The organism is Nitratireductor arenosus (genome assembly GCF_009742725.1).
Lineage (GTDB): Bacteria > Pseudomonadota > Alphaproteobacteria > Rhizobiales > Rhizobiaceae > Mangrovimarina > Mangrovimarina arenosa.
The window spans coordinates 217,687-230,462 of record NZ_WPHG01000003.1 but is presented as its reverse complement, the minus strand read 5'-3'; the positions used below and the strand labels follow the sequence as shown (position 1 = coordinate 230,462).

The following is a 12,776-nucleotide window of genomic DNA, read 5'->3' as shown; positions in this document are numbered from 1 at the left end:
TAACCTGTCTCGAGGGGGTCCTTCACACGGCCTCACACGTCCACGGCACATGAGGGGATCATGAACCCGGACAAACCGACCAACGACATCGCCTCCGCGGCCAATCCGACCGCGAACCGCCGCAAGGAGCTGTTGGCCTTTCTCGTGCTGGCTTTCGGTATCTGGCCGGGCGTCGCCGTCGGCGTCGTGGGCGGCTACGGCTTCCTCGTGTGGATGTGGCAAATCGTGTTCGGGCCGCCCGGCCCGCCAGGGGGCTGAATCAGTATGGCACCGGCATATCTGTCGCGCAGGGCCTTTTTGACCGCGACCGGATCGCGGGATACGGCGGCTCGCTTGACTATCGGCCCGGACTGTCTGACCCTGGCCGGGATCGCCTGCATGAGTTGCCGCGACGCCTGCGACGACGACGTCATCCGCTTCACCCCGCAGCACGGCGGCCCGTTCCGCCCCACAATCGACCAGGATGCCTGCACGCGATGCGGAGCCTGCGTCGCCCTGTGTCCGGTCGGCGCGATCGGCATCGCGGAGGCCGGCCATGGCTGAACGGCACGACTACCATCACATTTCGAGCGCCGTCGTGACGGTTCTGCCCGGCTGGGCGACCTCGGTCATGGCAGCGATCGCAAACATGGACGGCACCGAGATACCGGCGCATCAAGACCACCGCATTGTCGTGATCCTGGAAGGAGCCGGTGCGCGCGAACTGGGCGACCGGCTGACGAACATCGCCGCGCTCGACGGCGTGGTCAGCGCCAATCTTGTCTTCGAGCATATCGAGAAAGAGGAAGTCGTCGAAACATGACCAGCACATTGAACCGGCGCGACCTTCTCAAGGCCCAGGCGGCGGCCATCGCGGCGTCGACCGCAGGCATCGCCCTGCCGGCCGCGGCGCAGCCGGTGCCCGGCGGCGTCGATGCGCTCCAGATCACTTGGTCCAAGGCGCCCTGTCGCTTCTGCGGTACCGGCTGCGGCGTGATGGTGGGCGTGAAGGACAACAAGGTCGTCGCCACCCATGGCGACATGCAGGCCGAGGTCAATCGCGGCCTCAACTGCGTCAAGGGCTACTTCCTGTCCAAGATCATGTACGGCGCCGACCGGCTGACGACGCCGCTCCTGCGCAAGCGCGACGGCGTCTATGACAAGGAGGGCGAATTCGAGCCGGTTTCCTGGGACGAAGCCTTCGACGTCATGGCCGAGCGGCTCAAGACCGTGCTGCGCGAGAAGGGCCCGACGGCGGTCGGCATGTTCGGCTCGGGCCAGTGGACGATCTTCGAGGGTTATGCCGCCTCCAAGCTGATGCGGGCCGGTTTCCTGTCCAACAATCTCGACCCGAACGCCCGCCATTGCATGGCGTCGGCGGCGGTGGCCTTCATGCGCGCCTTCGGCATGGACGAGCCGATGGGCTGCTACGACGATTTCGAGCATGCCGACGCCTTCGTGGTGTGGGGCTCGAACATGGCGGAGATGCACCCGATCCTGTGGACGCGGCTCGCCGACCGCCGCCTGGGCCACCCGCATGTGCGCTGCGCGGTCTTGTCGACATTCACGCACCGGACGATGGATCTGGCCGACATCCCGATCGTGTTCAAGCCCGGCACCGACCTGGCGATCCTCAACTACATCGCCAACCACATCATCCAGAGCGGACGCGTCAACGAGGCCTTTGTCCGCGATCATGTCACCTTCATGCGCGGAGCGACCGATATCGGCTACGGATTGCGGCCCGAGCATCCCCTGGAGCAGGCTGCGACCGGCGCGGACGATCCGGGAAGGATGGAGCCGGTCGATTTCGACGCCTTCAAGGCACTGGTATCGGAATACACGCTCGACATGGTATCGGAACTCTCCGGCGCGGAGCCGGATTTCCTGCAGGAACTGGCCGAGCTCTATGCCGATCCCGACAGGAAGGTGATGTCGCTGTGGACGATGGGCTTCAACCAGCACGTACGCGGCGTGTGGGCCAATCACATGGTCTACAACATCCATCTCTTGACCGGAAAAATCGCCGAACCCGGCAACAGCCCGTTCTCGCTCACCGGCCAGCCCTCGGCCTGCGGAACCGCCCGCGAGGTCGGCACCTTCGCGCACCGCCTGCCGGCGGACCTGGTAGTGACCAATGACGAGCATCGCGCGCGGGCTGAGGAGATATGGAGGCTGCCGTCCGGTCTGCTTCCCGCCAAGCCCGGCTATCATGCCGTGCTCCAGGACCGCATGCTCAAGGACGGCAAGCTCAATTTCTACTGGATCCAGGTGAACAACAACCTGCAGGCCGCACCGAACAACAGCCAGGAAACCTATCCAGGCTATCGCAATCCGGACAATTTCATCGTGGTGTCGGACGCCTATCCGACCGTCACGGCATTGGCCGCCGACCTGATCCTGCCGGCCGCGATGTGGGTGGAGAAGGAAGGCGCCTACGGCAATGCGGAGCGCCGTACCCATGTGTGGCACGAACTCGTGCAGGCGCCCGGAGAGGCCCGCTCGGATTTGTGGCAACTGGCCGAGTTCGCCAAGCGCTTCACCACCGACGAGGTCTGGCCCGCCGACATCCTGGCCGACAATCCGGCCTATCGCGGCAAGACGCTGTTCGAGGTGCTGTTTCAAAACGGCAATGTCGACCGTTTTGCGCTCGACGCGCTCGATCCGGCCTACGAAAACCACGAAGCGCGCGATTTCGGGTTCTACATCCAGAAGGGGCTGTTCGAGGAATATGCCGCCTTCGGTCGTGGCCACGGACACGACCTGGCCGATTACGACCGCTACCATCAGGAACGTGGCCTGCGCTGGCCGGTGGTCGACGGCAAGGAAACGCTATGGCGCTACCGCGAGGGTTACGACCCCTATGTCGGGCCCGGCGAGGGCGTGAAATTCTATGGTCGTCCCGACGGCCGGGCGGTGGTTCTGGCCGTGCCTTATGAACCGCCGGCCGAGGCGCCGGACGAGGAATTCGACATCTGGCTGGTCACCGGCCGGGTGCTCGAACACTGGCATTCCGGCTCCATGACGATGCGGGTGCCCGAACTCTACAAGGCGTTTCCGGGCGCGCGCTGCTTCATGAACGCCGCCGACGCACGCGAGCGGGGCCTGAACCAGGGCGCGGAGGTCCGCATCATCTCGCGGCGCGGAGAAATCCGCTCGCGGGTAGAGACACGCGGCCGCAACCGCATGCCGGCGGGCGTGATCTTCGTGCCGTGGTTCGACGCCAGCCAGCTTATCAATAAGGTCACCCTCGACGCCACCGATCCCATCTCCAAGCAAACGGATTTCAAGAAATGCGCCGTCAAGATCGTATCCGTCGCCTGACGCGCCGGCACGGGCTTTCCATCGCGGCCGCGTTGGTCGTGCTCGCAACAGCAACGACGGCGATCGCCCAGATGGTGCCGGCATTGACCGGTCCGCAGCCGCCGATGGCGGTGGTGCCGGCCGAGCCGCTGCCGAAGTGGATCGTCGACGATGTACGCAAGATGCGCGCCTATCCCGAACAGCCGCCGATCATCCCGCACTCGATCGAAGGCTACCAGCTCTCGGTCAACGCCAATCGGTGCCTGTCCTGCCACAAGCGCGAGTTCACGCAGGGCTCCGGCGCGCCGATGATCAGCGTCACGCACTATATGACGCGCGAGGGCCAGATGCTGGCCGACGTGTCGCCGCGGCGCTATTTCTGCACCGCCTGCCATGTGCCCCAGGCCGATGTCGCCCCGCTCGTCGACAGTGACTTCGTCGACATGATCGATCTCGGCGTCGAACACGCGGGAGACGAATAAGGTGGTGGGCCGGTTTAAGGCGCTGGTGCTGCATGCCTGGCATATCATTTCCTCACCCGCCGGATCGCTCAGTCTCGGCTTTCTCACCCTTGGCGGCTTCGTCGGCGGAGTAATGTTCTGGGGTGCGTTCAACACTGCGCTGGAACTGACCAACACGGAAGAATTCTGCATCTCCTGTCACGAAATGGAAAACAACGTCTACGAGGAGCTGTCGCGGACCGTCCATTTCTCCAACCGCTCCGGCGTACGTGCATCCTGTCCCGATTGTCACGTGCCGCACGAGTGGACCGACAAGATCGCCCGCAAGATGCAGGCCTCGAAGGAAGTGTGGGGCAAGATTTTCGGCACCATCAACACGCGGCGCAAATTTCTCGACAAGCGATTGGATCTCGCCCAGCGCGAATGGGCCCGCCTAAAGGCCAATGACAGCCTGGAATGCCGCAATTGCCATTCCGAGGTCGCGATGGATCTGTCGCGCCAGACAGAACGGGCGGCCGGGATCCATACGCGCTACCTCTTATCGGGCGATGCGACCTGCATCGACTGCCACAAGGGCATCGCCCACGAGTTGCCGGACATGAGGGGCGTCGATCCGGGCTGGAAGGTGCCGCCGGAACTGCAGGGCCGCGCGGACGATGACGCGTTCGGCGCGCTTGACCGCATTGCCCACGCCTGGCATCCGCCACTGCCGGGATCGGCCCACATGGAGTAGACGATCGCGGCTCGCACCGCCCGCCGCGCGGCACGCAAAAGGCGGGCATGCGCCCCGCCGCGACGCTTGCCCACCCCCGACTTCCGGCGGATCGCGGGAAGCCACCCCTCCGCCACCGCTATGGCGCGACGCTTTCAAGCGGCCCCACGACGGCATCGCGGGCACTTGTTCGAACGATGGCGCCCGCCGAAAACCGGCAGCCACTTTTCGGGATCATGTCTTAATTCGCCGCGACGGCGAGGCCGAACAGCTCGGCGAACACGCTCTTGGCCTTGCCGGGATGCTTGACCGCCCCGGCCTTGTCGAGATTGGCCGGCTCGCCGACCTCAATCAGCGCGACCATGCCCATGGCGTAGTGCGGCGCGCATTTGACGCCGTAGACACCTTGCTTGTCGAGCGTGACCACGACTTCCTCGTTGAACTTGCCCTTGAACGCCTCGGCCCCCTCAGGCAGCATGCCCTTGACCGTTTCGACGTTGTGGCCCTTGTCGGCCGGCACGAAGCGTACCGTATCGCCGGGCGCGGCGCGTATGAAATCGGGCTCGAACACCATGGCGCCCTTTTCGCCCTTGTTGAGCATCTTGACCTCGTATTCGGCCGCGCCGGCCGCGCCGGCGATGGCGATGACGGCGCCCAGGGCCATGATCACAATCCGCTTTTTCATCGTCTTTCCTTTCTTCCTGGGAGGTGGACGGTCTGTCGCGACCGTTGCCAAGCAGATACGACAACCGACGCAAGGCGAGTTTGCGCTTTGACAAACACGCGCTAGAAAAGCCGCGGGACAGATGAGGTCGGCATGACGGGACTCGACAGGACACTGATTGCGGGGCTTGAGACCTTTCGCGGGCTTTCGGACCAGGCGCTCGACCGCGTCCTTGCATATGCCCGCTCGGCCCGCCACGCCAAGGGCAGCGAGATCTTTTCGCAAGGGGCCGAGGCGGAGAACTTCTATCTTCTCCTGTCGGGCCATATCCGCGTGGTGCGCACCTCGCCGGAAGGCCACCAGGTGATCGCGCGCTACATCAACGAGGGCGAACTGTTCGGCATCGCCGTCGCCATGGGGCGCACCACCTTTCCCGCCAGCGCGGTTGCCGCGGTCGACTGCGTGGCGCTGGCGTGGCCGAACCGCGAATGGGCGGAGCTGCAGACGCTGTTTCCCGCCTTCGGCGCCAGCGCCTACCAAACGATCGGCGCGCGGCTGCAGGAAACCCAGGCGCAGGTGATGGAGATGTCGACCGAACAGGTCGAGCAGCGCATCGCCCACGCGCTGTTGCGGCTGGTCAAACAGGCCGGGCGCAAGGCGGCGGACGGGATCGAGATCGACTTTCCGATCACCCGCCAGGACATCGCCGAGATGACCGGCACCACGCTGCATACGGTGAGCCGTCTCCTGAGCGCATGGGAGCAGCGCGGCCTGGTGCGCAGCGGGCGCCAGAAAGTGGTGGTGACCGACGCGCACGGGCTGATGCTGGTGGCCGAGCACCGGCGCCGGGACTGAGATCGAAGGCGCGCACCCGTGGTCAGTGCCGCGCCTCAGGCGCCCATGACGGCCTCCAGCTCGCGCACGAAACGGTCTTCCTCGACGTCGTGTTCGCGGCAGGCGTCGGTGACGGTGTGAAAGCCGCCGATCGGGCAGCCCACGCACAACATGCCGTGGCGGATCATCACGGCGATCGTTGGCGGCCAGCGGCGCATGATCTCGTCGACGCTCATGTCGGGATCGATATGCGGGGTCCTTGCCATTGTGCACGTCCGTTGATTGCCAAAGCCGTCGCCGCGCGGCGAACGGTTTCCCAGGAGGCAGCAGACCATGGCGCGCGGCAAGGCTCGTTGCGCTGACGCAAACAGCAAGCCGAAAGGCGGGCGGCGGTGCCGACCGCACTCAGTGCGCCTGGCAAACGACATTGACCGGGTAGAACAGCGTCGCTATGCGCTGTTCGGAATTGCCGGCGACGCGGCCGTTGCGGATTTTCGACGGCGAGGACGCGGCGGCGTAAAACCGCAACACCGCCTTGGCAGACAAGGTCCATTCCCGGCTCAGCACCTGGGAACGCGCCATGCCGGCGCGCACGCGCTGGTCGAGATTGTCGCGGCACAGCTTGCCGGGGGTGACCACCCAGTCGACCTGCCTCATGTCGGCGGTGAAGCTGCGGCTGGTCTTGTAGACGCCCCAGCCGTCGTCGGGCGTGCGCTGCGTATAATGCCAGCGGCCTGCGGTAACCTCGATCAGGTCCATGCCGTTGCGATTGCCGATGCCGACGCGATGGATGTTGTTATTGCCCCGGCCCTTGGCGAACAGGCGCACGGTGAAGCGATGACTGTTGTTCGCGAAGCCGGCGTAACCGTCCTGGGTCGCGCGGACGTGGACCGGTGCCAAATCGATGCCCTCGCGGGCGATGCCGATCTTGTCGATGCGGGCGCCGGCATGGGCGCTGCCGACGGCAAACACGGCCAGCAGGGCCGCGGCACTCGTTCTCATAAGCAGGCGGGTCATGGGTTTTCCTCCGTTCTCCTCCGGGCGGGATCACGCTGTGGCTCCCGGAAGACAGAATGGCGGCGTTCGGCTGAACCGCGGCTGAAGCACCGTTTATCCGGCGTTCACGATCGGCTTCGGCTGCTTGCGGCAGGTCCGGCTTGCGGCATTGGCCGGCCTATGTCGTTCACGGGTCACGGCGCCCACCACGTTCGCAAGGGCCCGCCTCGGCCGTAATCCGCTGCGGCAAGTCCCGGTCATCATCCCGGATTTAATCCGGAGGCCATTCGGAACGGTCGTGAGCGGCGTAAAGAGCGCGGAATGGGTCCCGGACAGGTCACGCCTTCCGGGATGACGCGGCGGAGATACCAACGCCCGGCCTACCCCTACGCGACAAACCCGCGCGGCGGCTGCTCAATCCCCCATCTTCAGCGCCTCGATGAACGCCGCCTGGGGGATTTCGACCTTGCCGAACTGGCGCATGCGCTTCTTGCCCTCTTTCTGCTTTTCCAGCAGCTTGCGCTTGCGCGTCACGTCGCCGCCATAACATTTGGCGGTGACGTCCTTCCTCAGCGCCGAAATGGTCTCGCGGGCGATCACCTTGCCGCCGATCGCGGCCTGGATGGGGATCTTGAACATGTGCTTGGGGATCAGCTCCTTGAGCTTTTCGCACATGACGCGGCCGCGCTTTTCGGCCGCCTGGCGGTGAACCAGCATCGACAGCGCGTCGACCGGCTCGTCATTGACGAGGATCTGCATCTTGACCAGATCGCCCTCGCGGTAATCGGTCAACTGATAGTCGAAGGAGGCATAACCCTTGGAGATCGATTTCAGCCGGTCGTAGAAATCGAACACCACCTCGTTGAGCGGCAGGTCGTAGGTCAGCATGGCGCGCGAGCCGACATAGGCGAGATCGACCTGGATGCCGCGCCGTTCCTGGCACAGTTTCAGGATCGCGCCGAGATAGTCGTCCGGTGTGAGGATGGTGGCGCGGATCCACGGCTCCTCGATATGGTCGATCCTGACCACGTCGGGCATGTCGGCGGGATTGTGCAGCTCGCGCACCTCGCCGCCGGTCAGGTTCAGCCGGTAGACGACCGAGGGCGCGGTGGCGATCAGGTCGAGGTCGAATTCGCGCTCGAGCCGCTCCTGGACGATCTCCAGATGCAAAAGGCCGAGGAAGCCGCAGCGGAAACCGAAGCCGAGCGCGGCCGAAGTCTCCATCTCGAAGGAGAACGAGGCGTCGTTGAGGCGCAGCTTGCCCATGGCGGCGCGCAGATCCTCAAAATCGGCGGCGTCGACCGGGAACAGGCCGCAAAACACCACCGGCTGGGCCGGCTTGAAGCCGGGCAGCGGCTTGGCCGTCGGGCGCTTTTCCTCGGTGATGGTGTCGCCGACACGGGTGTCGGCCACTTCCTTGATCGAGGCGGTGATGAAGCCGAGCTCGCCGGGGCCGAGACTGTCGACCATGACGCGCTTGGGGGTGATGACGCCGACGCGGTCGACCTGGTATTTGGCGTCGGTGCCGATCATGCGGATCTGCTGGCCCTTCTTCAGCACGCCGTCGATGACGCGCACCAGAACGATGACGCCGAGATAGGCGTCGTACCAGCTGTCGACCAGCATCGCCTTCAAGGGGGCGGCCGCGTCGCCCTCCTTCGGCGGCGGCAAGCGCTTGACGATCGCCTCCAGCACCTCGGCGATGCCGAGACCGGTCTTGGCCGATATCTCCAGCGCGTCGGAGGCGTCGAGGCCGATCACCTCCTCGATCTGGGCCTTGATGCGCTCGGGCTCGGCGGCCGGCAGATCGACCTTGTTGAGCACCACGACGATCTCGTGGTCGTTGTCGATCGCCTGATAGACATTGGCCAGCGTCTGCGCCTCCACGCCCTGGGACGCGTCGACGACCAGCAGCGAGCCCTCGCAGGCGGCGAGCGATCGCGAGACCTCGTAGGCGAAATCGACATGGCCGGGCGTGTCGATCAGGTTCAAGACGTAATGCTCGCCGTCGGCGGCGTCGTATTCGAGCCGGACCGTGTTGGCCTTGATGGTGATGCCGCGCTCGCGCTCGATATCCATGGCGTCGAGCACCTGCTCCTTCATCTCGCGCTGCTCGAGCGAGCCGGTCGACTGGATCAGCCGGTCGGCGAGCGTCGACTTGCCGTGGTCGATATGCGCGACGATCGAAAAATTGCGGATGCGGGAAAGGGGTGTTCTCATGATAGCGGGCATTTATCAGGGGTACGCGCAAAGGCAAAGCCGGAATATGGCGCGCGGACGACAATGTGGGCGGCGGGCGCGCAGGCGGACACCGCTTGCGACCTGCCTTGCATGCCGACGTGCCGCGGTCTTTCCGCACGAATTAGAGTTTCGGCATATTCGGGGCGCATGGGGGTTGTCGCGCAGGCCAAGCTGCACTAGGTTGGCCTGACAAGCTCCAGATAGATTACACCCTCACCGCAATCAGTATCTGATCGCGGCGAGAGATGTTTTATTTTGCACGAGCCATTTAGATACTGCCGCGTAGAAAGAAGTTTGTTGCCCAACGAGACGAAAATCAAAGTCGAAGCTAGATCGATCTTCAAGGTATTTGGCACCAGCCCGCACGATGCTTTGCAACTCCTGAAACAGGGAAAAAGCAAGGACGCCATATTCGAGGCGACCGGCGACACGATCGGTGTCCAGGACGCCAGCTTCAAGGTCGGCGAAGGCCAGATCTTCGTGGTGATGGGACTTTCGGGCTCCGGCAAATCGACCCTGGTACGAATGATCAACGGGCTGATTGCGCCGACCTCCGGAAAAATGCTGATCGACGATACCGACGTTGCCAACTGCTCCGGTAAGGCGCTGCGCGCGGTTCGCCGCTCGAAGATCGCCATGGTGTTCCAGCACTTCGCGCTGTTTCCGCACATGACGGTCGCCGACAACGTCGCCTACGGACTCAAGGTCAAGGGCGTCGGCGCCGATCAGCGGCGCAAGAAGGCGGAAGCGGCGCTGGACCAGGTCGGCCTCAAGGCCCATGCCGACAGCTATCCGGACGAACTTTCTGGCGGCATGCAGCAACGCGTGGGTCTCGCCCGCGGCCTCGCCTCGGAAGCCGAAATCCTGCTGATGGACGAGCCCTTCTCGGCGCTCGACCCGCTGATCCGCCGCGACATGCAGGAGGAACTGCTCGAGCTGCAGCGGTCGCTGAAGAAAACCATCATCTTCATCACGCACGACCTCAACGAGGCGATGATCCTCGGCGACCGCATCGCCATCATGAAGGACGGCCGCTTCGTGCAGGTCGGCACGGCTGAAGAAATCGTCGACAACCCGGCCAACGATTATGTCGCCGCCTTCACCGCCGACATCGACCGATCGCGCGTTTTCACCGCGGCGTCCGTCGCAACAGCGGCCGAGGCGCTCGAAATCGGACGCGACACCGCCGAAAGCGCGATCGCGCGCATGGAGGCGCTTGGCCGCGACGCGCTCTACGTGATCGACGGCAAGGCGATCCTCGGCGCCGTCGCCTATCGCGATCTTGCCGCCTCGATACGCGACAATGGCGGCGCGCTGCGCGAGGCGATCATCACCGATTTTCCGAAGGCCAGACGCACGACACCGCTGTTCGAGCTCTATCCGCTCGCAGAGGGCGGCCTGCCGATTGCCATCATTGACCGCCAGGGCAAACTGGCCGGCGTCGTGGCGCCGCAGGACGTGTTCGGCAAGCTCGCCACACCGACCGCCGCCTAAGCAGTTTTTCTCCCATCCGACCAATCGAGGAGGCGCGCATGTTCAGCCCTTCCGACATCCTTACGATTCCGCTCGCCGACTGGGTCAACAGCTTCGTACGCGACTGGCTTGTTCCCAATTTCAGGCCCTTCTTCCGCTCGCTGCAATGGCCGATCACACAGGTGCTGAACGGGCTCGACGGTTTTCTCAACGCCGTGCCGATGATCGCCTTCACGCTGGTTCTGGCGCTGATCGCATGGCGGACCGCCGGCCGCGGCGTCGCCATATTCACGCTGATCGCACTCGCCTTCATCGACATGATCGGCCTGTGGCCGGAGACGATGACGACGCTGTCTATGGTGGTCACGGCGGTGCTTTTCTGCACGGTCATCGGCATCCCGATCGGTATCGCGGCGGCAAGCAGCAACCGCTTCCAGACCGTGCTGCGCCCGATCCTCGATATCATGCAGACGATCCCGTCCTTCGTCTATCTGGTGCCGATCGTGATGCTGTTCGGCGTCGGCATGGTGCCCGGCATCATCGCCACGATCATCTTCGCGCTGCCGCCGATCGTGCGCCTGACCAATCTCGGCATCCGCAATGTGCGCGGCGACCTGGTCGAGGCCGCGCAGTCCTTCGGCTCGACGCGCTGGCAGATGCTTTGGGACGTTCAGTTCCCGCTGGCTCTCAGGACGATCATGGCCGGCCTCAACCAGACGCTGATGCTGGCCCTGTCGATGGTCGTGATCGCGGCGCTGATCGGCGCCGGCGGGCTCGGCCTGACGGTGTTCACCGGCCTCGGTCGTCTCGACGTCGGCAACGCGACCGCCGGCGGCGTTGGCATCGTGCTCCTGGCGATCATTCTCGATCGTATCACGCAATCCCTCGGCGAGCCGGCGCGCATGCGCAAGACGTCGCTCAGAGCCACCCTCGCCACACTGTTTTCGCCGAAGCGCTCCGGGCGCGACGGCGAAGCCTGACGGTCGGTCGCAAGGACCGAACCGGAAAGTCCTGCCCACGCAGGCTCATGCAAACCACCAAGGAGGCTTCGACATGAAGACATCCACATTCAGGAAACTGCTCATCGGCGGCGTATCCGCCGCGGCGATCTTCGCGGCGCCACTGGCGGCCTCGGCCCAGGAGATGCCGGGCGAAGGCACGACCGTGCGCTTCGCTCAGGCTACCTGGGACACGGGCTGGTTCCACGCGGCGGTCTACAAACAGCTCCTGGAGGAGCTCGGCTACACGGTCGATGGTCCGACCACGCTCGACAATCCGCCGTTTTATCAGGCGGTCTCGCAGGGCGACGTCGACCTCTGGGTGAACGGCTGGTTCCCGCTGCACAACACCTACAAGCCAACCTTCGAGGGCTCGGCCGAAATCGTCGGCGCGGTCGCCAAGGGCGGCGCGCTGGAGGGCTACCTTGTCTCCAAGGCGGCGGTCGAGAAGTTCGACATCAAGACGCTCGACGACTTCAAGCGCGACGAGGTTAAGGAGGCCTTCGACCGTGACGGCGACGGCCGCGCCGATCTGGTCGCCTGCCCGCCCGGCTGGGGCTGCGAGGTCAATATCGAACATCACATGGACGCCTACGCGCTGCGCGACCACGTGAACCCGATCAAGGCCAGCTACGCCGCCTCGATGGCCGATGCGGTAGCCGCCCACGAACAGGGCGAGCCTATCCTGTTCTATACCTGGACGCCGAACTGGACGGTCAATGAACTCGCGCCAGGCAAGGACGTGATGTGGATCGAGGTGCCGGAAGTCAACCTGCCGGACGACATGGCCGATCTGGAAGAGGCCGCGACGCTCGAGGGCGTGCAGGGCTGCGTCGACGACCCGTGCACGCTCGGCTTCCCGGCCAACGACATCGTGCCGGTCGCCAATACGGCGTTCCTGGAGAAGAACCCCGCCGTGCGGGCGCTGCTCACCGAGGTCAGCATCCCGCTCGAGGCCATCTTCGCGCAGAACGCGCGCATGAATGAGGGTGAAGGCGACCCCGAGGACATCGCGGCGCATGCGGCCGAGTGGATCGAGCAGAACCGCGACAAGGTCGACGGCTGGCTCGACGCCGCGCGCAACGGCTCGTAGGCGCTCGGCCACAAACCGATAG

General features: G+C 64.7%; 14 protein-coding genes. 10 read left to right on the top strand and 4 right to left on the bottom strand.

The genetic code is table 11. The features are described 5' to 3' along the window. Positions 1 to 60 precede the first annotated feature (60 nt). From napE to GN330_RS13115, 6 genes are all read left to right on the top strand, one after another. Complete coding sequence (gene napE, locus GN330_RS13140; RefSeq protein ID WP_156713153.1) at positions 61 to 258, top strand: periplasmic nitrate reductase, NapE protein; 198 nt, start codon at positions 61 to 63, stop codon at positions 256 to 258. Positions 259 to 333: 75 nt separating this feature from the next. Continuing rightward, positions 334 to 543: a 4Fe-4S binding protein gene (locus GN330_RS13135; protein WP_246188680.1), complete on the top strand. Its 210-nt coding sequence runs from the start codon at positions 334 to 336 to the stop codon at positions 541 to 543. After that, a complete protein-coding gene (locus GN330_RS13130) occupies positions 536 to 802 on the top strand; it encodes a chaperone NapD (protein ID WP_156713151.1) in 267 nt (88 codons plus the stop codon). Before GN330_RS13135 ends, GN330_RS13130 begins: the two co-directional genes overlap by 8 nt. Next, positions 799 to 3,303, top strand: a complete 2,505-nt coding sequence (napA, locus tag GN330_RS13125; protein ID WP_156713150.1) for a periplasmic nitrate reductase subunit alpha — start codon at positions 799 to 801, stop codon at positions 3,301 to 3,303. Before GN330_RS13130 ends, napA begins: the two co-directional genes overlap by 4 nt. Next, a complete protein-coding gene (locus tag GN330_RS13120; protein ID WP_156713149.1) occupies positions 3,273 to 3,764 on the top strand; it encodes a nitrate reductase cytochrome c-type subunit in 492 nt (163 codons plus the stop codon). Before napA ends, GN330_RS13120 begins: the two co-directional genes overlap by 31 nt. 4 nt (positions 3,765 to 3,768) lie before the next feature. Continuing rightward, positions 3,769 to 4,476, top strand: coding sequence for a NapC/NirT family cytochrome c (locus GN330_RS13115; protein ID WP_343040776.1), 708 nt, complete (start codon positions 3,769 to 3,771; stop codon positions 4,474 to 4,476). A gap of 220 nt (positions 4,477 to 4,696) precedes the next feature. On the opposite strand, the gene GN330_RS13110 is transcribed toward GN330_RS13115, so the two are convergent. Beyond that, complete coding sequence (locus GN330_RS13110; protein ID WP_156713148.1) at positions 4,697 to 5,140, bottom strand: pseudoazurin; 444 nt, start codon at positions 5,138 to 5,140, stop codon at positions 4,697 to 4,699. Between the two features lie 132 nt (positions 5,141 to 5,272). On the opposite strand from GN330_RS13110, the gene GN330_RS13105 reads away from it, so the two are divergent. Continuing rightward, positions 5,273 to 5,974 (top strand): Crp/Fnr family transcriptional regulator, encoded by a 702-nt coding sequence (locus GN330_RS13105; protein WP_156713147.1) that lies wholly within the window; start codon positions 5,273 to 5,275, stop codon positions 5,972 to 5,974. A gap of 35 nt (positions 5,975 to 6,009) precedes the next feature. Here the strand turns inward: GN330_RS13105 and GN330_RS13100 are convergent, their stop codons facing one another. From GN330_RS13100 to lepA, 3 genes are all read right to left on the bottom strand, one after another. Then, positions 6,010 to 6,219, bottom strand: a complete 210-nt coding sequence (locus GN330_RS13100; RefSeq protein WP_156713146.1) for a DUF1858 domain-containing protein — start codon at positions 6,217 to 6,219, stop codon at positions 6,010 to 6,012. Between the two features lie 139 nt (positions 6,220 to 6,358). Beyond that, entirely contained in the window at positions 6,359 to 6,970 is a 612-nt protein-coding gene (locus GN330_RS13095) for a hypothetical protein (RefSeq protein ID WP_156713145.1), read from the bottom strand. A 393-nt stretch (positions 6,971 to 7,363) separates the two neighbouring features. Continuing rightward, entirely contained in the window at positions 7,364 to 9,169 is a 1,806-nt protein-coding gene (lepA, locus tag GN330_RS13090) for a translation elongation factor 4 (protein WP_156713144.1), read from the bottom strand. Between the two features lie 318 nt (positions 9,170 to 9,487). Between lepA and GN330_RS13085 the strand changes: the two genes are divergently transcribed. From GN330_RS13085 to proX, 3 genes are all read left to right on the top strand, one after another. Then, positions 9,488 to 10,684: a quaternary amine ABC transporter ATP-binding protein gene (locus tag GN330_RS13085; protein WP_156713143.1), complete on the top strand. Its 1,197-nt coding sequence runs from the start codon at positions 9,488 to 9,490 to the stop codon at positions 10,682 to 10,684. Positions 10,685 to 10,722: 38 nt separating this feature from the next. Continuing rightward, positions 10,723 to 11,643, top strand: coding sequence for an ABC transporter permease (locus tag GN330_RS13080; RefSeq protein WP_156713142.1), 921 nt, complete (start codon positions 10,723 to 10,725; stop codon positions 11,641 to 11,643). 73 nt (positions 11,644 to 11,716) lie between these two features. Further along, entirely contained in the window at positions 11,717 to 12,754 is a 1,038-nt protein-coding gene (gene proX, locus GN330_RS13075; RefSeq protein WP_156713141.1) for a glycine betaine/L-proline ABC transporter substrate-binding protein ProX, read from the top strand. Positions 12,755 to 12,776 lie beyond the last annotated feature (22 nt).

What these genes read in the sequence shown, in the direction of transcription:
- proX (WP_156713141.1), top strand. Translation starts at nt 11,717, where the DNA reads ATGAAGACATCCACATTCAGGAAACTGCTCATCGGCGGCGTATCCGCC.
- GN330_RS13080 (WP_156713142.1), top strand. Translation starts at nt 10,723, where the DNA reads ATGTTCAGCCCTTCCGACATCCTTACGATTCCGCTCGCCGACTGGGTC.
- GN330_RS13105 (WP_156713147.1), top strand. Translation starts at nt 5,273, where the DNA reads ATGACGGGACTCGACAGGACACTGATTGCGGGGCTTGAGACCTTTCGC.
- lepA (WP_156713144.1), bottom strand. Translation starts at nt 9,169, where the DNA reads ATGAGAACACCCCTTTCCCGCATCCGCAATTTTTCGATCGTCGCGCAT.
- napE (WP_156713153.1), top strand. Translation starts at nt 61, where the DNA reads ATGAACCCGGACAAACCGACCAACGACATCGCCTCCGCGGCCAATCCG.
- GN330_RS13130 (WP_156713151.1), top strand. Translation starts at nt 536, where the DNA reads ATGGCTGAACGGCACGACTACCATCACATTTCGAGCGCCGTCGTGACG.
- GN330_RS13100 (WP_156713146.1), bottom strand. Translation starts at nt 6,219, where the DNA reads ATGGCAAGGACCCCGCATATCGATCCCGACATGAGCGTCGACGAGATC.
- GN330_RS13095 (WP_156713145.1), bottom strand. Translation starts at nt 6,970, where the DNA reads ATGACCCGCCTGCTTATGAGAACGAGTGCCGCGGCCCTGCTGGCCGTG.
- GN330_RS13110 (WP_156713148.1), bottom strand. Translation starts at nt 5,140, where the DNA reads ATGAAAAAGCGGATTGTGATCATGGCCCTGGGCGCCGTCATCGCCATC.
- GN330_RS13120 (WP_156713149.1), top strand. Translation starts at nt 3,273, where the DNA reads ATGCGCCGTCAAGATCGTATCCGTCGCCTGACGCGCCGGCACGGGCTT.
- napA (WP_156713150.1), top strand. Translation starts at nt 799, where the DNA reads ATGACCAGCACATTGAACCGGCGCGACCTTCTCAAGGCCCAGGCGGCG.